Origin of the sequence: Pseudoxanthomonas helianthi, from assembly GCF_017939625.1 — a bacterium.
Lineage (GTDB): Bacteria > Pseudomonadota > Gammaproteobacteria > Xanthomonadales > Xanthomonadaceae > Pseudoxanthomonas_A > Pseudoxanthomonas_A helianthi.
In genome coordinates this window covers 779,385-800,192 of sequence record NZ_JAGKTC010000001.1, presented here as the reverse complement: position 1 = coordinate 800,192, position 20,808 = coordinate 779,385, and the positions used below count along the sequence as shown (strand labels likewise).

Genomic DNA, 20,808 nt, shown 5'->3' with positions numbered 1-20,808 from the left:
GAGCGACAGAGCGATTCCCGCCTTCGCGGGAATGACGACTTCGAGGATTTACGCGGGATTCGAGGTTGTTTCCGTTCATGAAAAACAGACTGTTGTCCTTCCCGCTGCTGGCCTTGCTGGCCGGTACAGCACACGCCGTCGAGCCGCCGAAGAACTTCGGCAACGACCACGACGACCCGCGTACCGCGCATCCGTCGCCGGTTCCCGCCGGCATGCCTGCTTGCACGGTCGACGTATTGCACCACGGCTTCGCCAGCTTCGATCCAGCCAAGGCGCGCATCGATGCGGCGAAGCAATGCCCCGGCCCGTGGCACAAGGTGGTGCTGCGGCTGGACGGCGCGGTGAAGGGCCGCCAGTACGACCGCATCGGCCAGTTCTCGGTCGGCGGCGTGACCATCTTCCGCACCAGTTCGCCGGAACCGTCGCGCGAAGGCATCGAATGGCGCGTGGAGAAGGACGTCAGCGCCTACGCGCCGCTGTTCGCGCAGCCGCAGGACGCGGAGATGTTCCTCGGCAACGTGGTCAACGAAACGTATACCGGCGTGTTCGACGTCAGGCTGAGCCTGCTGTTCTTCCGCGCCGACGACAAGCACCCGGCTGCGCAAACCGCCGATGTGGTGCTCCCGCTGGATGGCCTGCACGAAGACGGCGCGGATACCGTCGGCAAGATCGCGATTCCCGCCAACAGCGAGCGCCTGCTGGCCGAGGTCTACGCCACCGGTTCCGGCGGCGGCTGCGAGGAATTCTGGTACTACGCCGTGCCGCTGGATGGTTACTGGTGCCACAACCCGCAAGGCCCGTATCGCGAAGTGCGGGTGTTGCTGGACGGGCGCATCGCCGGCATCGCCGCGCCGTATCCGCACATCTACACCGGCGGCTGGTCGAACCCGCTGCTGTGGTACGCGATCCCCGCGCCACGCACGTTCGATATCCAGCCGATCCGCTATGACCTGACGCCCTTCATCGGCCTGCTCAACGACGGCAAGCCGCACGAAGTGCGCCTGCATGTCGCCGGCGTGCCGGAAGGCCGCGAAGGCTGGAAGCTGCTGCCGAACCTGCAGGTCTGGCGCGATGCCGGCGTGCAACGCACCAGGGCGAAGCTGCTCGATTACGACGCGGGCGAAGCCTCGCACGACATGCGCCTGGACGCTGCGGTCGCCGACGACCAGTCGCTGCATTTCCTCGGGGCACGCCATTTCCGCGCGCGCGGCGAGGTGCGCGGCTCGAAGGGCAAGGTCGAAACCACGGTCGAACGCGCGCTGCAGGCCGACGTGCACCATCGCTGGGGTTCGATGGACGACAACGACGACCGCATGCTCGCCGACTGGCGCGATCGCGCCGTGGTCACGCGCAGGGGCAAGGTCGGCGTGGAGGCGGAAACCATCGAGCAGAACTTCGGTTTCGACGGCGGCATCGGCCAGGTGCCGCTGCAAGGCGGCAGCGCCGGCAAGCCCGGCGAAAAGGGCGATGCGACCGAGAAGACCGACCCGAAGGTGCGCCTGACCACCGACATCCGCATCCACGACGATGTCGAAACCGTGCGTTCCCGCGACGGCAAGGCGCAGTCCAGCCGGCGCACGCGCGATCGTTTCATCGGCAACGCTTCGTACGACCGCGGCGTGCCGCGCGACAAGCGTCGCGCCGTGGCCGACACCCGCCAGAGTTATCGCATCGAGGAAGACGGGCGCTGCTGGCAACGCGACATCGCCACGCGCAATGGGCGTTTCATCCGCGACGCCACCGATTGCGGCAAGGCGGCGCCGGCCTCACAATCGACACCGGATCGCTGAAGTCGTCGCATGTCGAACCCCACCCAGACCCACGCCGAGGCGGATTCGCCGCTGAACGGCGCGCCCTTCCTCGCCGCCGACGTCGGCGGTACCCATGCACGACTGGCGCAGGTCCGGCGATTGCCCGATGGCGACATCGAAGTGCTCGCCCACCAGGTCTACCAGGGTGGTGCATTCGCCAGCTTCGAAGCGATCGTCGCCGATTTCGTCGCCAAGCACGCGCAACCCGCGCCGCGCGACATCGTCATCGCCACTACCGGCGTGGTGCGTGGCGACACGGTGATCAACAACAACCTGCCGTGGACACTGTCGGCCGCCGCGCTGCGCGCCCAGGGGTTCGCCGAAGTCGCGCTGGTCAACGATTTCGCCGCCGCCGCCAATGCCGGGCAGTGTCTGCGCAAGGAACGCTGCCGGCCGCTGAGCAGCTTCGACGGCGATGCCGAGCCGGGGCCCAGCCTGGTGGTCGGCCCGGGGACCGGCCTGGGCTCCGCGTTGCGGGTGCCCTGCCGCGACGGCGTGCTGGTGCTGCCGGGCGAAGCCGGGCAGATGTCGTTCGCGCCAGGCACACCGCGGGAAATCGCCCTGCTGCAGGCGTGGATGGCCGAGACTTCCTACGTTTCCTGCGAGCAGGTCGTCGCCGGCCCCGGCCTGCTGAAGACCTACGCGACGCTGTGCCGCATGGACGATGCGGATGCGCGGCAGACGACGTCGGCCGGTGTGATCGAAGCGGCACGGCGCGGCGACGACGCGCATGCGCTCGAAGCGGTGCGGATCTTTTGCGCTGCGCTAGGCAGCGTGCTCGCCGACCTGGCGATGGCGCACGGCGCGACCAGCGTGTTCGTCGCCGGCGGCATGGTCCCGCGCCTGCTGGAATTCTTCCCCGGCAGCGACTTCCAGGCGCGTTTCCTCGACAAGGGTGTGATGCGCGCGGTGCTGGAGCATGTGCCGGTGCGGCTGGTCGAAGATCCGCACCAGGGCGTGATCGGCGCCGCCAGCTGGCACCTGCAACGACTGGCGACGCGCTGATGTGGGAGAGGCCTTGGCCGCGAATGCTTTTTTGCGCTTTTTCGTAGAGCGGGGCTTGCCCCGCTGCCTTTCGATGAATCGCACGGCGGCGTAGAAGCAGCGGGGCAAGCCCCGCTCTACGGCTCACCCAACAAGGCATTCGCGGCCAAGGCCGCTCCCACAATTCGCTAGCGGTACACCACCTGCCGCCACAGGAAGAACGCCGGCAACGCCAGCGCGGCTTCCACCACCGGCTTGGCCAGCCAGGCGTAATGCAGGCCGAAGCGCGCGGCCAGCGTCGCCACCAGCCAGGTGCTGATCGCGGTCAGCGCCAGCCACACCAGCGCGAAACGGACGAAACGCCACCAGCCCAGCCGCGCCTCGCCATCGCGGGCGAAGGTCACCCGGCCGTTGAGCCAGAAGCCGAGCATCGCCCCCGACACGCGAGCGCCCAGGTTGGCCGGCGCCGCCGGCACGCCCAATGCGGTGGCGGCGACGAACACCGCCCAGTCCAGCAGCAGCTGCAGCAGGCCGACCAGCACGTAGCTGCCGCCCTGTCGGATCAGGCTCATCGCGTTCATGCCCGGGGAAAGGGCGCCATCGTAACCGCTGGCTTAGAATTCCCGCTTCATCGCAACGGAACGCCCGGATGTCCCAGCCCCTGCATGTCGTGATCCTCGCCGCCGGCGAAGGCAAGCGGATGAAGTCCGCCCTGCCCAAGGTGCTGCAGCCCATCGCCGGGCAACCGATGCTGGCCCAGGTCATCGCCGCCGCGCGCGCGTTGCGACCGGCGGCGCTGCACGTGGTGTTCGGCCATGGCGGCGACCAGGTGCAGGCCGCCTTCGCCGACCAGCCGGACCTGCAATGGGCGCAGCAGGCGCAGCAGCTCGGCACCGGCCACGCGGTCGCGCAGGCGATGCCGCAGGTGCCGGACGAGGCCAAGGTGCTGGTGCTGTACGGCGACGTGCCGTTGATCCGCACCGAAACGCTGCAACGCCTGCTGGAAGCACCGGGTCGCCTGGCGGTGCTGGTCGCCGAACCGGAGGATCCGACCGGTTACGGCCGCATCCTCCGCGACGAAGCCGGCAAGGTCGCCGCGATCGTCGAGCAGAAGGACGCCAGCGAAGAGCAGCGCCGCATCCGCACGATCAACACCGGCATCATCGCCGCCGACGCGGTCGCCCTGAAGCAGTGGTTGTCGAAGTTGTCCAACGATAATGCGCAGGGCGAGTACTACCTGACCGATGTATTCGCCACCGCCGCTTCCGAATTCACCCCGGCGGAACTGGTCCTGGTCGTCGATCCGATGGAGGCCGAAGGCGCCAACGATCCGTGGCAGCTCGCCCAGCTCGAGCGCGCGTTCCAGCTGCGCCAGGCGCGCGCGCTGTGCGTGGCCGGCGCGCGCCTCGCGGATCCGGCGCGCTTCGACCAGCGCGGCACGGTGACGGTGGGCCGCGACGTCAGCATCGACGTCGACGCGGTGTTCGAAGGCCACGTCGAATTGGGCGATGGCGTCAGTATCGGTCCGTTCGTGCGGATCAAGGACGCGAAGATCGGCGCGGGCAGCAAGGTACACGCGCATTGCGACATCGACGGCGTCGTCGCCGGCGCGGGCGCGCTGATCGGCCCGTATGCGCGCATCCGTCCCGGCACCGTGCTGGCCGACAATGTGCATGTCGGCAATTTCGTCGAAACCAAGAAGGCCACGCTTGGCTTGGGCAGCAAGGCCAATCACCTGACCTACCTCGGCGACGCGGTGGTCGGCAGCGGCGTCAACATCGGCGCCGGCACGATCACCTGCAACTACGACGGGGTGAACAAGTTCGTCACCACCATCGAGGACAACGCCTTCATCGGCTCCAACTCCGCGCTGGTCGCGCCGGTCACCATCGGCCAGGGCGCAACCATCGGCGCGGGTTCGGTGATCGGCAAGGATGCGCCGGGCGGCAAGCTGACCGTGTCGCGGGCACGGCAGGTGACGGTGGATGGGTGGCAGCGGCCGGTGAAGAAGTAGTTCTCTAGCGTGGGTACGTCGTTATCCCTCGATGATCCGCGATGGGCGAGCCTCAGGCATGCCTATGGCTCTGCATCGGACACGCCGGCTCTCTTGCGTCAACTTGCCGGCTTTCCGAACGAGTCTTCGTATCGCGATGAGCCGTGGTTCAGCTTGTGGAGTTCGCTTTGTCACCAAGGCGATGTCTATCCGGCTTCTTTTGCGGCAGTACCGCACATTGTTGATGCGCTCGCGTTGGCGCCAGCCAAGGCATCGATGAGCTATTTCCTGCTTCCGGCGAGCATTGAGATCGCCCGTGTTGCTTCAGGCCAAACAGTCCCGGACGAGCTTGGACTCTCGTACGACGAAGCCATGGCCCGAATTCCCGCGTTGGTTGCTTTGGCCGCGCGCCCGGGTTGGGAGACGTCCATCGGAACAGCAGCATTGGCCGCCATTGCGGCAGCAACCGGGAACTATCCTGTTGCCACCTTTTTGCTGGAAGCAGAAGAAAGCGACCTTTTGGAGGCCACGGAGCGGTTGCGTTCCCGTTGACCATTCAGACGGGCGGGATCGAAGAGCGTTGCGACTAACTTCTTGGAATTAGCGTGCTGGCGCGGCCGCATCCGCCGCAGTCCCGGTCGCCGCATCGGGATACAACGCCAGCAATTTCCGCAGCACGCCATTGGTCCAGCCGAAGCCGTCCTGCAGCGGGTATTCGCCACCGCCGCCCTCGGCGCTGCGGGTGACGTTGTACTTCTCCACCAGCTTGCCGCTCTGCCGGTAAACCGCGAGGTTGCCGGCGATCCAGCGCCTGGCGATGGTTGCTGCGAGATCGCGGTGGCCATAGGCGTCGAGACCGCGGATCGCGATCCATTGCAAGGGCGCCCAGCCATTGGGCAGGTCCCACTGTTGGCCGGTGCGCACGGTGGTCGTCGCCAGTCCATTGGGCTGCAGCAAGGTTTCCTGCACACGCTTGGCGGTGCGGTCGGCCTGGTCGCGCCCGGCAATGCCGAAGAACAGCGGATACAGCGTCGCGGCGGTGACGTGGCCGGTCGTGCGGCCTTCCTTCCACAGGTAGTCTTCGAACACCCCGTCCTTCGCGTTCCACAGGTGCTGCAGGATCGCCTTCTTCCGCGCGTCGGCGCGCTCGCGCATCCGCGTCGCCTCGTCCTTCTGTCCGGCGACGCCATACGCCTCGGCCAGCGTGGTTTCCAGATGGTAGAGCAGGCTGTTCAAATCGGGCGGCCCGATCTCGATAGTGCGGATGGTCGCCAGCGTCTTGCCGTCGGCGAACCAGCGCGAGCTGAAATCCCAGCCGCTTTCGGCGCCGGCGCGCAGGTTGCGATAGACCTCCGCCGCGGGGCGTTTGGATTCGGCGGCGGTGCGCACGTCGTTGCCGTAGCTTTCCTCGCGCGGCAGCGGGCAGTCGTCCCAGTAGCGGTTGAGCAGCGTGCCGTCCGCCAGCCGCACCGCGCGCCGGTGCGCTTCGCCCGGCTTGAGCGTGTCGGCGCCTTCCATCCAGAAATCGTATTCCTGCTGCAGCTGCGGCAGGTAGGTCTTCAGCGTGGAGGGCCCGTCGCGCTCGGCGATCAGGTTCACCATCGCGGCGAAGAACGGCGGTTGCGAACGGTTGAGGTAGTAGACCCGGTTGCCGTTGGGGATATGGCCGTAATGGTCGATCAGCCAGGCGAAGTTCTTCACCATGTCCACGGCGAGGTCGTGGCGGCCGCTTTCCTCCAGGCCCAGCATGGTGAAGTAGGAATCCCAGTAGTAGATTTCGTTGAAGCGACCGCCCGGAACCACGTACGGATGGGGCAGCGGCAGCAGCGAGCCGCGCGGATCGACTGGGCCGGGCTTGCGTTCCAGCACGCTCCACAGCGCGTCGATGTGCTTGCGTACATCCTGCCCCGGCTCGGTGCGGTAATCGCTGTTCGCCGCCGGCGCCGGTGCGAACTGGCTGGCGACGAATTTGGCCAGGTCGAACCCTGGCTGGCGCCGTTGGTGTTCGTACTCGGCCACGATGCCGGCCGGCGGTTGCCGGGGGACTGCGTCGACCAGCGACTTGCCTTCCGGGAGATCCTTCTGCGCGGTCTCGAACAGTTCGCCATAGAGCCGCGAATAGGCGGGCACGCAGTCCTGCGCCATCGAGGGCGCGGACGGCAGCAACAGGCAGGACAGCAGCACGAGCCAGGCGGTTTTTCTCATCGCGCGCTCCATCGATTCCAGCCGGCGAAGTAAAAACCAGCATAGCCGGGCTTTCGTTACGTGCGCGCGGAGCCGGACAGCCGCGTGGATGACGATGTTGCGATGCGAGGAGTCTTGTTGCAGCGCACACGTGCGGCGGCTTCCCCCATGTCCTGCGCTGTCATTTGTGCCGATTCACGAAGATGAAACCGTTGCATCCGTCGCATTCATGCATCGCCCAGCGGTTTCTTCACATTGCTTGCTCAACCGTGGCCGCACGCTCTCGGACCGCTGCGGAGCACGCGCGGCCAGGCGGGATCCGCGGTCCAACGACACCACTTTCGTGGAGGAAGCCCCATGAGCCGTTGCCATCTCACCCGTCGAGTGTTGACGATCGCCATCGTTTCGCTGCTGCCCGCCCTCGCCCAGGCGCAGGAACAGCAGGTGCAGCAACAGGCGTCGCCGCCACCGCAGTCGACGCAAACGCAACCGCCCGCGCAACAGGCGGCGCAGCCGGCAACGGCCCAGGTGTCTCCGGCGCAATCGTCCACCACCACGCTCGACACCCTGGTCGTGACCGGCAGCGTGACCGGCGGCGTGAAGAAGCTCGAGGCCAGCTACAACATCGTCACCGCCACCGAAGAGCAGATCAAGCAATCCAACCCGAAAAGCACCGCCGACCTGCTGAAGATCTCGCCTGGCATGTGGCCCGAATCCAGCGGCGGGCAGACCGGCGCCAACATCGAGATCGCCGGCTTCCCGGGCGGCGGCGATGCGCCGTACTTCACCACGATGCTGATGGGCTCGCCGCTGTACGGCATGCCGACCTTGTCGTTCTTCGAGACCACGACGATCTTCCGGCTCGACGACACCATCTCCACCGTCGAAATCCTGCAAGGCGGCCCGTCGGCGGTATTCGCCGGCGGACAAATGGGCGCGACCGCGAACTTCTTCCTGAAGACCGGCAGCGACACGCCCTACGGCAGCGTCGGCGTGACCTATGGCGACGAGGGCCTGTGGCGGCTGGATGCGTTCAGCGGCTTTCCGGTCGGGCAGAGCGGCTGGTACGGCAGCCTCGGCGGCTTCTGGCGCAGTTCCGACGGCGTGCGCGATCCGCAATTCAAGGCCGATGAAGGCGGACAAATCACCGGCACGCTGTCGCGCGAGTTCGGCGACCGCGGCAACCTGACCCTGTATGCGCGCTACCTCAACGACAAGAACCAGTTCATCACGCCGATCCCGGTGGTGCAGGAAGGCAGCGACCGCTTCCATGCCTATCCCGGCTTCGATCCGCTGACCGACACGTACTACAGCAAGGCGATGCAGCACGTGTTCTTGCCGACTTATCCGGGCGGCGGCAAGAACGCAGACCTCGCCGACGGACGCGGCGCCGATTTCGTCTTCGTCGGCGCGAACTTCGATTACGACCTCGGCAACGGCTGGTCGATCAGCGACAAGTTCCTGTTCGATGCGGGCGATGCCGACACCAATGCGTTGTTCTCGGGCAACAACCCGGCTTCGCTGATGGACATGCTGTACAACCCCGACACCCCCGGCGGCTTCAAGTTGCCGGCGGGCTCCGCTACCGCGACCTATGTCGGCGGCGGCGCGGTGCCGCTGGACCAGAGCGTGATCCAGCAGGGCTGGTGGTCGATCCACAAGCACCTGAAGAGCATCAGCAACGATTTCCGCCTGAGCAAGGAACTGTTCGAAGGCAATACCCTGACCGTCGGCTTGTACGTCAACCACTACACCATGGACGACAAGTGGTCGCTGGGCAACCAGATGCTGATGAGCAACACGCCCAACGCCACGCCGATCACCGTCAGCTACGTCGATCCCGCGGATGGGCAGGTGAAACAGCGCACCGACGCGCAGGGTTTCGCCGATTTCGGCGGCTTCCATATCGCCCAGCACGGCACCGCGACCAATACCGCGCTGTACATGTCGGATTCGTGGCGGATCGGCAAGTGGTTGCTGGACCTCTCCGGCCGCGTCGAGCAGCAGGATTCGACCAACAACGTCTGCAATTTCATGAGCGATGGCCGCGTGGACGCGGATGGGAACCCGGTCACGGGCGTGATCGACCTGGATGGCAATCCGAATACGCTCTACGACAACGCGGTACCGGTTTGCGACGGCACCTACCAGAAGATCGAGTACAAGAAGACCCATCCGACCTGGACCGCCGGCGCCAACTACGCCTTCACCGACCACATGTCGGCCTATGCCCGCGCCAACACCGGCGGGCACTTCCTCGACTTCGACAACGGCATCCGCGGCACCACCAACAACAACTTCCCGCCGATGCAGAAGATCCGCAACTACGAGGTCGGCTTCAAGTACCAGTCGAAACTGTTGTATGCCGACATCAGCGCCTACAAGCGCCGGTTCAAGGGCCTGCTGTACCAGCCGACCGACGGCCTCGGCACGCCGGTCGGCAGTCCGCTGACCTACGGATCGGATTCGTGGGGCGTCAACTTCATCGGCTGGGTCGAACCGGTCGAGCGCCTGCGCCTGCAACTGGTGGCGAACTACCTGGACGGCCAGTACAGCGATTTCGACGCCTGTTTCCCGTACACCGACATCAACGGCGAGGAGAAGTGCCAGCCGATCGAAGGCCAGCAACTGCAGCGGCAGCCGAAACTGCGCTGGATGTTCACTCCGAGCTACCAGTTCATGTACGGCTGGGGCGACGTCACGCCCTACCTGACCTACACTCACGTCGGTGCGCACACCCAGGACCAGTCGGGCTTGCAGCAGCTGGGTTCGTACCACACGCTCGATTTCGGCGTGACCGCCAACGTCGGCGACCATTGGCAATTCAACCTGCGCGGCACCAACATGACCAACGAGCTGGGCCTGACCGAAAGCAATTCGCGCATCTTCGGCACGGCCGTGTCGGGCAGCGAGAACGTGCTGCTGGCGCGTCCGCTGGAAGGCCGCGAGGTCAACCTGCAGGCGAAGTACATCTGGTGATGCCGGACAGGCGCGGGTTCGCAGAGTTGCGCTGGTGCGCGTTGGCGCTGGCGATGTGCATGGCGCCAGCGGCGAGCGCGCACGAGGGTTGCGCGGAACTGCAGTTCCGCATCGTCGAAGGCAACACGACCAACGCGTTCTGCCGGGAGGGGCCGTCCGCCGCGCACCTGCTGCTCAACGCCGGTGCGCAGCCGCGGGTGCTGGTGGCATTTCCCGCCGGCAACAGCGGTACCGGCTTGTGGTTCGAACGCGGCCCGGTCCCGGTGCATTGGGAGCTGCGAACGCTGGGCGCTACGCACGCGGCCGATGCCTCCGGTCGGCCCTTGCACGGCATCGTCGCCGAAGCCAGCGCCAGCGCATCGCGGCTGGTGGTGCGCGATGCGGTGCTGGGCAGCGTGCGCGTGCTGCGCGACTTCCAGCTCGGCGTCGCCTATCCACCGTCGGTCGCGACGCGCGCGCAGGTCGGGGCGCGGCGCGTCTCCTGGTCGCGGCCGCGACTGGATGGCGCCCCCGGCTACGAAATCGCGGTCGAATTGCTCAATGGCCACGCGAGCGCGGGCGCAGGCACCGCGGTCGCGCTCGCCGCCGACCGCGACGGCGAGCCGTTGCGCCTGCGCATCACCGCGCTGACAGGCGAGCGTCCGCTCACGCCGTTGCCCGCTGCGGCGCTGTTCGGCGAAGCGGCAGGCAGCGATCCGCGCAGCCGCGAAGCGCTCGGGTTCCTCAGTTACCGCGAGAAGTTCCTCGCCGGGTCGTGGCGCTTCGATACCTATTTCGGCCGCGACACGCTGATGTCGTTGCGCCTGCTGATGCCGGCTTTGCGGGCCGAACCCATCGAGGACGGGCTGGCTTCGGTGCTGGAGCGGCTGGATGCGCAGGGCGAGGTCGCGCACGAGGAAGACATCGGCGAATTCGCCGTCCTGCGCCGGCGCAAGGGCGATGTCCCGGCGGCGCAGTCCGAAGATGCGCCGATCTACGACTACAAGATGATCGACGACGACCTGATGCTGGCGCCGGTCGCCGCGGCCTGGCTGCTCGACCGGCCCGAAGGTCGCGAGCGCGCCGCAACCTTCCTCGCGCGCAAGACGACGACGGGAGAAACGCTGGGCGCCGCGCTGGCGCGCAACTTCGGCTTCGTGCTGCGCTCGGCGCAGGCCTTCGCCCGCGAGCCTGTCGCGCGCAACCTGGTGTCGCTGAAACCGGGTTTCAGCGTCGGCCAGTGGCGCGACAGCGAACGCGGACTGGCAGGCGGCCGTTATGCCTACGACGTCAATGCCGTGCTCATGCCGGCGGCGCTCGAGGCGATCGCGCGCTTCGAGCAAGCGGGGCTGTTGCAGCAGCATGCGACTGCCGCGCAACGTCGGTTTCTTTCAAGCGCTGGCGCCGTCGGCGCGATCTGGTCGCAGCGCGCCCCATTGCTTTTCCGGGTAGAACTGCCGGCTGCGACGGCGCGCGCGAACATCCAGCGCTACGCGACGAGCCTGGGCGCGGATCCGGCGGCGGCATTGGCCAGCCTGCCCAAGGAGGCATTGCGTTTCGATGCCCTGTCGCTGGACAAGGCGGGCAAGCCGATCCCGGTGCTGCATTCCGACGGCGGCTTCGCGCTGCTGTTCCGCGATCCGGAACCGAAAGCCTTGCAGGGCATGGTCGAAGCCACGCTGCGCCCGTTCCCTGCCGGGCTGATGACCGATGCCGGCATGCTGGTGGCCAATCCGGCATTCGCCGACGCCGGCGTAGTCGCGGACTTCGGCCGCAATGCCTATCACGGCACCGTGGTCTGGTCGTGGCAGCAGGCATTGATGGCCGCGGGGTTGGCACGCCAGCTGCAACGTCGCGATCTCCCCGATGAGGTCCGTGGCGAGTTGCAGGATGCGCAGAAGCGCTTGTGGAAGGCCATCGAAGCCACCGACGCGATGCGCACGTCCGAACTATGGTCTTGGACGTACGCCGATGGCCGTTACCGACCGGTGCCGTTCGGCCAAGGCCATGGCGATGCCGACGAATCCAACGCCGCGCAACTGTGGAGCACGGTGTACCTGGCGAATCCGGATCCTTATCGGCCCAGGCGCTGACTCACTCGTTCGAGAGGGGCAGCTGCATCGCCACGCACAAGCCGCCGCCCTCGCGGTTGTGCAGCGACAGGCGGCCGCCGTGCGCTTCGACGATCTCGCGGGTCAGGGCCAGGCCGAGGCCGGTGCCGTTGCGCTTGGTCGAATAGAACGGCACCAGCGCGTTCTGCAGCACCGCATCGTTCATGCCGCCGCCGCGGTCGAGCACTTCGATGCGCAACCAGTCGGGCAGGCGGGTCAGGCGCAGCGCGACCTCGTCGTGCGATGAGCCGGATTCGTGCGCGTTCTTCAGCAGGTTCAACAGGGCCTGTTCGATCTGCGCGGCGTCGATACGGCCGCTGAGGTCTTCGACCGGGGCTTCGAGGCGGAAGTCGATCTGCCGCTGCAGGCCGGCGAGGAACCCGCCCCAGTCGACCGTCTGCAACTGCGGTTGCGGCAGCTTGGCGAAGCGCGCATAGCCACGAATGAAACCCTCGAGGTGGCGCGCCCGGTCCTCGATGGTGGCGAACACGTCGTCGAGGCGTTCGTAGCGGCCGCGCCGCACCAGCTCGGCGCCCGAATGCGCCAGCGACGCGACCGGGGCCAGCGAGTTGTTCAACTCGTGGCTGATCACCCGGATCACCTTCTTCCAGGTCTGCACTTCCTGGCGGCGCAGCTCGCTGGTCAGCAGGCGCAGCAGCAACAATTCGTGCGGCTTGCCGTTGAGGCGGAACTGGCGGCGGGCGAGGTGGTAGACCTGCTCTTCGACCTGTGCGCCGCCCCCCGCCTCCGCGGGGGCAGGCTTCTGCTCAATGTCTTCGCCACCGATCACGAACAGGCTGTCGCCGCTGCGCGCCATCGCCTCGCGCATCTCCACCGGCGCGCGCGCGACCAGTTCGTCGAAGCGTTGTCCTTCCAGCTTCCAGCCGCCATGCAGCAGCTTGCGCGCAGCGAGGTTGGCGAATACCACGCGGCGCTCGCGGTCGCCGCCGGCGGCGACCAGCAGCATGGCCACCGGGGTGTTCTGCACCATCGTGTCGAGCAGCAGCTCGCGCTGCACCAGACTCTGGCGCTGGTCGCGCAGTACTTCGCCGAGATCGGCGTGGGCGCGGACCAGTTCGGCCAGTTCGTCGTTGCCGCGCCAGTGGATGCCGGAGTTGTATTCGCCGTCGCGCAGCGTGTTGACGCTGCCGGCCAACGCGCGGAACAGCGCGGCGAGCGGTTGCAGGGCGCGGTGGATGGCCCACGATGCCAGCGGCAACACCACCATCGCCGACAGCAGGGCGATCAGCCAGGCGTCGTCGAGCCATTGCGACAGCAGCAGCGGCAGGGCGACCGCCACGACGAACAGCGGCAACAGCCAGAACAGCAGACGGCCTGCGAGCGAGCGGCGGATCAAGATCCTTCACCCTTTGTGGGAGAAGGTGGCGCGCAGCGCCGGATGCGGGGATGCGAGCGTAACGAGCGTGCTTCCGGCTCAGCGGAAGCAAAGGTCGATCTCTCTCCCCCACGCACTGCGTACGCGTTTTCCCTTCCCGCGTAGAAGAGAGGGAGCAAGCGGCGCGTGCTCGCTTTTCGCTCGTCATTCCCGCGCAGGCGGGAATCGCTCTTGATTTTGGCTCTGCCATTCTCGCCATTACGGTTGGAAGAGCAGAAGCACAGAGCGATTCCCGCCTGCGCGGGAATGACGAGCAAACGCAAAGGCTCCGTCATCGCGGGTTGAATAGGCGCCTTCATGTCGGCCGAATGCCATGGCGCTCCATGCGCCGGTACAAGGCCTGGCGGCTGAGGCCGAGCTCGGCCGCGGCCTGCGCGATCACGCCGCCGGCACGGGCCAGCGCGGCTTCGATGCCGGCACGATCCGGTTCCTCGGCCGAGGCGCTGGATTTCTGCGCCGGCGGCTTCGGCAGGTTGAGGTCGGCCGCTTCGATGCGATCGCCCTGGGCCAGCAGGCCGGCGCGCTGCACCACGTTGCGCAGCTCGCGCACGTTGCCCGGCCACGGATGGCGCAACAGCGCATTGCGCGCAGATTCGCCCAACGGCTTGTCGTCGGGGCGGAAGCGTTCGGCCAGCGGCAGGATGTCGCCGGGACGCTCGGCCAGCGGCGGCAGCGCCAGCTCGATCGCGTTGAGCCGGTAGTACAGGTCTTCGCGGAAGCTGCCTTCGCGGATCATCGCCGGCAGGTCCGCATTGGTCGCGCTGATCACGCGCACGTCGACGTGGCGTTCGCGGTTGGAACCCAGGCGCTCGAACTTGCCGGTTTCCAGCACCCGCAACAGCTTCATCTGCCCGGCCAGCGGCAGGTTGCCGATTTCGTCGAGGAACAGGGTGCCGCCGTCGGCGGCCTCGAACTTGCCTTCGCGCGCCTTGTTCGCGCCGGTGTAGGCGCCTGCGTCGGCGCCGAACAGTTCGGCTTCGATCAGTTCGGAAGGCAGTGCGCCGCAGTTCAGGGTGACGAACGGGCCGTTCTTCACCGCCGAATTGGCCTGCACGATTTCGGCAAGCTTCTCCTTGCCGCTGCCGTTGGGCCCGGTGATCAGCACCGGCAGGTCGGAACGCGCGACCTGGCAGGCCAGGGCGATGACGCGTTCGCTGGCCGGATCGGCGAAGACCACTTCGCGCAGGTCGTATTTCGCCTGCAGTTGTTCGCGGCGCTGCTTCTCGCGCGCGCGGCGGCGATCCAGTTCGCGCCGCGCCTCGGCCAGTTCCAGCAGGTTGTTGACCGTGGCCAGCAGCTTGCCGTCGTCCCAGGGCTTGGCCAGGTAATCGGCGGCACCGGCCTTGACCAGCCCGACCGCGCTGCTCAGTTGCGTCCACGCGGTCAGCAGGATCACCGGCAGGTCGGGATGGTTCTCGCGGATCGCGGCGAACAAGGCCTCGCCCTCGGCGCCCGAGGTGGTATCGGCGGTGAAGTTCATGTCCTGGATGACCAGGTCGATGGCTTCTTCGCGCAGCATCGCCAGGCCGGCCTGCGGCGATTCGGCATGCAGCGTGGCGATGTCGTGCAATGAGAACAGCACGTCCAGCGCGGTGGCGACGGCGGGGTTGTCGTCGATGATCAGGACGGTCGGCATGGGGCAATCGTAAGGCTATTTCGGGTCGTGTCGAACGGTATCGGCGCTGGGCCGGTGGCCGTAACTCAATACGCGGGTGATCTGCCACTGGCCCTCGCGCAGGCGCCAGACCATGGCGAAGTCGGCTTCGCCGTCGCAACGGCCGCTGTCGACCTGGCAGAAGCGGTGCACACCCTGGGCGATGGCGCCGAAGTCCTTGATCGGCGACACCTGCAGGCTGACCCGCTCGCGGGTGTAGTGGCCGCAGGCGTACTTCGCGGTGTTGGCGATCATCGCTTCGCGCGTCCAGGTGACGCCGCCGGTGTCGTGGTAGAACTCGACGTCGGGCGCGAAGAATTCCGCATGCCTGCGCAACTGCGCCGGATCGCTGCAATGGTTGAAGGCGTCGAACACGGCGCCATCCAGCGCGGTGATGGTCGCCTCGAGCGATGCGCCCTTCGGGACATCGGCCTGTGCAGCGAACGCCGGTGCGGCGCATGCCAGGCAAAGCACCGCAAGCAACTTGTCCAATGCAATCTCCCCCGAGGTGGTGAGGCGCCGCGTCAGTCGCGGATGGCCTTGGTGTCGCGTCCGTCCTGGCGCAGGACCAGGTAACCCGGTTTGCCACTGGCGTCGAAGCCGAAGCTGATCCTGGCGTCGAGGCCGGGCACGGCGAACGAACTTTCCGATTCGGCCACCAGCGCCCACGCGGCCTGGCCTTCCGCCTGGACCTTCAGCGTGGTGCCTTCGCGCCACACTCTTAGCGGGATGCCTTGTGGCGTGCGATAGGTGCCGGCCAGTTCGTCCAGCGTGGCTTGCGATATCGCGACGCCGGCGGGCGTCGGTGCCGCGGCCTGGGCATGGCCGACGGCGGGAATGAAGGCGAGGGCAAGCAACAGGGCGGGCAGGCGCAGGGTCATGTTCGGTCTCCGGCAGTCGATGCGGCGACTATAGGCAGCGGCCGATGAACCTTCGCATCGACCGCTGCCGGGCACGACCTCACGCGCTGCGCGTGGCGATGGCCGGTGGCACCGCCGCGGCCTTGCGCGCCGGGCCGAACACCGCGACCTGTCCCAGCGCCCACAGCACCAGCGCGCCGATCGGCAGGTACCAGAACGGCAGGCGCGGCAGTTCGTACTTGCTCATCAGGACCTGGTTGATGCCGAAGGCCAGCAACATGCCCAGGACGATGCCCACCGCGGCCAGCAGGAAGTTCTCGACCTGGAAGTAGCGCAGGATCTGCGCCTTGGTCGCGCCCAGCGCGCGGCGCACGCCGATCTGCCGGGTGCGCTGCTGCACCCAGAAGCTGGCCAGGCCGACGATGCCCAGCGCGGTGACGATCAGCAGGGCGGCGATCACCGCCACCAGCATCCATGCCATCGCCCGGTCCTGCTCGAAGAACTTCCGCCGCAGTTCGCTGAATGTGTTCTGGTTCACCACCAGCACGTTGGGATCGGCGCGCTTCAGCGCGTCGACGGCCGACTTCAGCACTTCCGCGCGGCGCGAAGGCTCGGTGCGCAACACGTAGTCCATGCCGGCGTTGTACTGGCGGATCGGGAAGATCATCGAATACTGGCCCAGGCCCAAGTTGTTCGGGCGGATCAGTTCCTCGACCACGCCGATCACCCGAATCGGCTTGTTGCCCCAGCTGTAGAACGCCTTGCCGACCGCGTTCTGGCCGGGAAACAGCTTCTCTGCCATCGTTCGGTTGATGATCGCGCCGTTGATCTGGCCGTCGTCGCCGGATTTTTCCACCACCGACATTTCCTGGTATTCGTCGGCGTTGAAATCGCGGCCGGAGACCAGGCGCAGGCCGAAGGTTTCCAGCAGGGTCCCCCCATCCATATACACGGTCGCGTTGAGGGTGTTGTTCTGCTGCTCCTGAGCCAGGCGTACCCCGCTGTTGTTGCTGCCGTTGCCGAACGGGATCTGGCTGGAGCCGGCGACCTGGGTGACGCCCGGCACGTGGCGCAGGATGTCGAGGTACTCGTTGGTGACGGACTTGTTGATCGCATCGTCGTCGCCAAGCTGGCGCAGGCTCGCCGCCTGGATGCGCACCAGTTCGTTCTCGGCGATGCCGCTGGAGATGTTCATCTGGTCCAGGCGTTCGACGATCAGGAACAGCGCGTTGCAGATGATCGCGCAGGTCAGCGCGATCTCCAGCACGATCAATGCGGCGGCGGTCTTGTGCCGGCGCAGGGTGGAGAGGATGGGACGGATTTCCATGGCGTTCTCCTTATTGCGTCTTCAGTTGCACGGCGGGCGTGATCTGCATCGCGCGCCATGCCGGCAGCAGCCCGGCCAGCAGGCTGGCAACCAGGGCCAGGACGAAGGTCAGCAGCAGCATCGAGCCATCGAGGTGCGCCAGCTCGGCGTAGCTGGCCGGCTGTTGCCGCACCGCCCACAGGCCGAACAGGGCCAGGCCCAGGCCCAGCACGCCACCGGCCAATCCCACCGTGCCGGCTTCGACCAGGCATTGCTTGAAGATCTCCGCGCGCGACGCGCCCAGCGCGCGGCGCACGCCGATCTCACCGCTGCGGCGCAGGAATTTGGCCAGCAGCAGGCCGATGGTGTTGATCAGGCAGACCAGCAGGAAGCCGATCGCCAGCCACAGCTGCAGGCGCACGTCGCCCGGTACGAACTTGTTGAACTCCAGCAGCTCCATCACGTTGCGCAGGCGCACGTTGGTCGGCCGTTCGAAGCGACCCGCCTTGCGTTGCTGGTCCGAGTAATTGGTCAGGTAGTTGCGGTAGTCGCCGGCCTGCGAAGCCGACTGCAGCTCCACCCAGTACTGCACCCAGGCGCAGGGCGCGTTGAGCGAATGGCTGTCGCCCTGGGAGTCGCCCCAGCAGTTGGTGTTGCCCTGGGTGCCGAACTTCAGGTCGAGTGCGGTGGCGATGGGCAGGAACACACCCTCCGGCGAACCGTAGCGGCCGGTGTACAGGTCGTAGAACTTCGGCACCGGGCGCCAGGTGTCGATCACGCCGATCACCTGGAAATCGTACGGCGCGATGCGCAGGGTCTTGCCGGTGCTGTCGCCGCCGCCGAACACCTTTTCGTTGGTTTCGCGGTCGATCACCGCCACCCGCGCATGCGCGTCGTCCTCGGCCTTGGTCCAGCTGCGGCCGAACAGCAGGGGTACTTCGAACATCGGGAAGAAGTCGGCGCTGGCGTAGCGCGCATCGACTAGGTACGGCGTCTGCCCTTCGCGCTGCGGATCGACGACCACGTTGCCGCCGCTGGCCATGGTCTGGCGCAGGCCGCGCTTGTCGCGCAACAGCGCCTCGGCGTCGAAGCGGGTCAACTGGGTTTCCGGTTCGTCGCCGGGCTGGTAGCCCTGCATGCTCGCCGGATCCAGCTGCACGTAGAACAGGCGGTCGCTCTTGCCCGGGATCGGGTCGCCGGACAGCACGTGGAACACGGTCAGCGTGGTCATCGATGCGCCGATGCCCAGGGCGATGGCCAGCACCATCAGCGCGGTCAGCGCCTTGTTGCGCTTGAAGCTGCGCAGGGCCAGGTTGAAGTAGTAGCCAAGCATGGCTGGTTCCTCAGGCGGTGGTCGAGGTGGCGGGGTCGAGCTGCGCGGCGTGGGCGGCGCGGATCAGCGCCGGCTCCACCGACAGGTCGGTGGCCATGCCGTCGACGATGTGCACGTTGCGCTGCGCGCGAGCGGCCAGTTCCGGGTCGTGGGTGACCATCACGATGGTGGTGCCCTGCTGGTTGATTTCCTCAAGCAGTTCCATCACGCCGCGGGCCATCTGCGAGTCGAGGTTGCCGGTCGGTTCGTCGGCCAGCAGCAGCTTCGGGCCGCCGGCCAGGGCGCGGGCGATCGCGGCGCGCTGCTGCTGGCCGCCGGACAGCTCGGCCGGATAGTGCTTCATGCGCGAGCCCAGGCCGACCTTGGCCAGCGCATCCTCGATGCGCCGCTTGCGCTCGGCCGCCGGCATGCCGCGGTAGCGCAGCGGTACGTCGGCGTTGTCGAACAGGTTGAGGTCCGGGATCAGGTTGAAGCTCTGGAAAATGAAGCCGATCTTCTGGTTGCGCAGCCGGCTGCGCGCGTTGTCCGACAGTCCGCTGACGTCTTCGCCGTCCAGCCTGTAGGTGCCGCCGGTGAAGGTCTCCAGCAGGCCGGCGATGTTGAGGAAGGTGGTCTTGCCCGAGCCGGACGGCCCGGTGACCGCGACGAACTCGCCGTCGCGCACGTGCAGGTCGAGCGAGCGCAGGGCGTGGGTTTCGACCAGTTCGGTGCGGTAGACCTTGGTGACTTGGTGCATTTCCAGCATGGCGGGTTCCTCGGGTTGTCGGTCGTGATGCGAGAAGGGTTCGGTTAGCGGTCGTGGGACAGGGGAAGGCCGGGATCCGGAGCGTTTTTGCCATCGCGTGCGGAGAGAGGGGCAGGCAATGTCAAACGGATCCCGGCTTGATCGACCGTTCGGCGCCGGGCCGGAACGGTGGCGTGGGCGAATGGGCGGCGCATCAGTTGACCTTCACCTTTTCGGCGTCGCCGAACTGGTCGCTGCCGCCGATCACGACGCGGTCGCCCGGTTGCAGGCCGTCGAGCACTTCCACTTCGCTCAGGCTGCTGGCGCCCAGCCGGATCGGACGGCGTACCGCGGTGGAGCCGTCCATCACGTAGGCGTGGTGCCCACCGTCCTGTTCGACGAACGGGCCGCGCTCCACCTTCAGCACGTTGCGGCGCGTGTCCAGCAGGATCCGCGCGGACAGGCGCTGGCTCTGGCGCAGGCCGGGCGGCTGCTCTTTGCTGAAGCGGATGCGTGCGTTGACTTCGCCATTGACCACTTCCGGCGATACCGCGGAAATCTCGCCGGGGTAGGCCGTGTTGTTGCTGGTCAGCTGCGCCGGCATGCCGATCGCGAGGTCGCGGGCGAAGCTTTCCGGCACCTTGATCTCGACTTCGAACTTGCTCAGGTCGACCACGCCCAGCACCGGACCGTTGGCGACCACGCTGGTGCCCTGCGCGACCTGCACCTGGCCGACCTGGCCGTCGAACGGCGCGCGCAAGGTCAGCGCATCGACCTGGCGGCGCTGCTCGGCGACCACCGCGCGCTGGCGTTCGGCCAGCAACTGCTTGTTGCGTGCGTCCAGCCCCGCGCCTTCGCCCTGCAGGATGAAATCCTTGCGCGCGGTGGCCAGGCCGATCTCGGCCTTGCGCAGTTCGTCCTGCGCGCGGGTCAGGTCGTTGTGCGACACCGCGCCGCCGGCATAGGCACGCTGGTAGCGCTCCAGGTCGCGTTGCGCGGCGGTGTGGTCGATCTCGGCCTGGTCCAGCGACTTGCGTGCGTTGAGCCGCGCGACCTGCGCATCGAGCACCGCGCGGCTGGCCTCGGCTTCGAGGCTGGCCAGGGTGGATTCCTCCTGGACCAGCTTGCTGCGCAGCTCGGGGCTGTCGATCACCGCCAGCTCCTGGCCCTTCTTCACCACGTCGCCGGCGACGACCTTCAGCGCCACCGTGCCGGCGGAGATCGCGTACAGGGTCGGACTGTTGGCGGCGATGACCCGGCCGTCGGCACTGATGTCGCGGACCAGGTCGCCGCGCTTGACCTCGGCGATGCGCACGCGGTCGGCGTCGAAGGAACGGGCGCCCGACAGCCAGCTCCCGGCCACCCAGACGATCGCGGCCAGCAGCACCGCGCCTCCGGCGGCATAGGGCGCCCAGCGCGGCAGGCGGCGCGTGGCGGTGGCGGCGGGGCGGAGTACCTGGTCCTGGGCGGAAGTGTCCCGAATCATCGATGCGC

At 67.2% G+C, this 20,808-nt stretch carries 16 protein-coding genes; 6 read left to right on the top strand and 10 right to left on the bottom strand.

Translation table 11 applies throughout. The features are described from left to right. Positions 1–77 precede the first annotated feature (77 nt). Both J5837_RS03670 and J5837_RS03665 read left to right on the top strand, forming a co-directional pair. A complete protein-coding gene (locus tag J5837_RS03670) occupies positions 78–1,790 on the top strand; it encodes a peptide-N4-asparagine amidase (protein ID WP_210535355.1) in 1,713 nt (570 codons plus the stop codon). 9 nt (positions 1,791–1,799) lie between these two features. Beyond that, entirely contained in the window at positions 1,800–2,816 is a 1,017-nt protein-coding gene (locus J5837_RS03665; protein ID WP_210535354.1) for a glucokinase, read from the top strand. Positions 2,817–2,983: 167 nt separating this feature from the next. On the opposite strand, the gene J5837_RS03660 is transcribed toward J5837_RS03665, so the two are convergent. Beyond that, positions 2,984–3,367, bottom strand: a complete 384-nt coding sequence (locus J5837_RS03660) for a GtrA family protein (protein WP_210535353.1) — start codon at positions 3,365–3,367, stop codon at positions 2,984–2,986. A gap of 77 nt (positions 3,368–3,444) precedes the next feature. Here J5837_RS03660 and glmU point away from each other — a divergent pair, with 77 nt between their 5' ends. Then, positions 3,445–4,809: a bifunctional UDP-N-acetylglucosamine diphosphorylase/glucosamine-1-phosphate N-acetyltransferase GlmU gene (glmU, locus tag J5837_RS03655; protein ID WP_210535352.1), complete on the top strand. Its 1,365-nt coding sequence runs from the start codon at positions 3,445–3,447 to the stop codon at positions 4,807–4,809. A gap of 93 nt (positions 4,810–4,902) precedes the next feature. Further along, positions 4,903–5,340 (top strand): hypothetical protein, encoded by a 438-nt coding sequence (locus J5837_RS03650; protein WP_210535351.1) that lies wholly within the window; start codon positions 4,903–4,905, stop codon positions 5,338–5,340. Between the two features lie 48 nt (positions 5,341–5,388). Here the strand turns inward: J5837_RS03650 and treF are convergent, their stop codons facing one another. After that, positions 5,389–6,993 carry an alpha,alpha-trehalase TreF gene (treF, locus tag J5837_RS03645; protein WP_244755596.1) on the bottom strand — a complete coding sequence of 535 codons (1,605 nt, stop codon included), beginning with the start codon at positions 6,991–6,993 and terminating at the stop codon, positions 5,389–5,391. Between the two features lie 336 nt (positions 6,994–7,329). Between treF and J5837_RS03640 the strand changes: the two genes are divergently transcribed. Beyond that, the gene (locus J5837_RS03640) at positions 7,330–9,951 is read left to right on the top strand and encodes a TonB-dependent receptor (protein WP_210535349.1); all 2,622 of its coding nucleotides are present in this window, start codon (positions 7,330–7,332) and stop codon (positions 9,949–9,951) included. After that, a complete protein-coding gene (locus tag J5837_RS03635) occupies positions 9,951–12,023 on the top strand; it encodes a hypothetical protein (RefSeq protein WP_210535348.1) in 2,073 nt (690 codons plus the stop codon). Before J5837_RS03640 ends, J5837_RS03635 begins: the two co-directional genes overlap by 1 nt. Before the next feature lies 1 nt (position 12,024). Here J5837_RS03635 and J5837_RS03630 read toward each other — a convergent pair whose 3' ends face one another. The 8 genes from J5837_RS03630 to J5837_RS03595 form a co-directional block, all read right to left on the bottom strand. Then, positions 12,025–13,398, bottom strand: a complete 1,374-nt coding sequence (locus J5837_RS03630; RefSeq protein WP_244755594.1) for a sensor histidine kinase — start codon at positions 13,396–13,398, stop codon at positions 12,025–12,027. A gap of 334 nt (positions 13,399–13,732) precedes the next feature. Continuing rightward, the gene (locus J5837_RS03625) at positions 13,733–15,073 is read right to left on the bottom strand and encodes a sigma-54-dependent transcriptional regulator (protein WP_210535347.1); all 1,341 of its coding nucleotides are present in this window, start codon (positions 15,071–15,073) and stop codon (positions 13,733–13,735) included. 15 nt (positions 15,074–15,088) lie between these two features. Then, on the bottom strand, positions 15,089–15,583 hold the full coding sequence (locus J5837_RS03620) for a nuclear transport factor 2 family protein (RefSeq protein WP_244755591.1): 495 nt from the start codon (positions 15,581–15,583) through the stop codon (positions 15,089–15,091). 32 nt (positions 15,584–15,615) lie between these two features. After that, on the bottom strand, positions 15,616–15,972 hold the full coding sequence (locus J5837_RS03615; RefSeq protein ID WP_210535346.1) for a hypothetical protein: 357 nt from the start codon (positions 15,970–15,972) through the stop codon (positions 15,616–15,618). Positions 15,973–16,051: 79 nt separating this feature from the next. After that, positions 16,052–17,278: an ABC transporter permease gene (locus J5837_RS03610; RefSeq protein WP_210535345.1), complete on the bottom strand. Its 1,227-nt coding sequence runs from the start codon at positions 17,276–17,278 to the stop codon at positions 16,052–16,054. Positions 17,279–17,288: 10 nt separating this feature from the next. Beyond that, on the bottom strand, positions 17,289–18,590 hold the full coding sequence (locus J5837_RS03605) for an ABC transporter permease (protein WP_210535344.1): 1,302 nt from the start codon (positions 18,588–18,590) through the stop codon (positions 17,289–17,291). Positions 18,591–18,600: 10 nt separating this feature from the next. Then, entirely contained in the window at positions 18,601–19,335 is a 735-nt protein-coding gene (locus tag J5837_RS03600; RefSeq protein WP_210535343.1) for an ABC transporter ATP-binding protein, read from the bottom strand. A 193-nt stretch (positions 19,336–19,528) separates the two neighbouring features. Further along, the gene (locus J5837_RS03595; RefSeq protein ID WP_210535342.1) at positions 19,529–20,800 is read right to left on the bottom strand and encodes an efflux RND transporter periplasmic adaptor subunit; all 1,272 of its coding nucleotides are present in this window, start codon (positions 20,798–20,800) and stop codon (positions 19,529–19,531) included. Positions 20,801–20,808 lie beyond the last annotated feature (8 nt).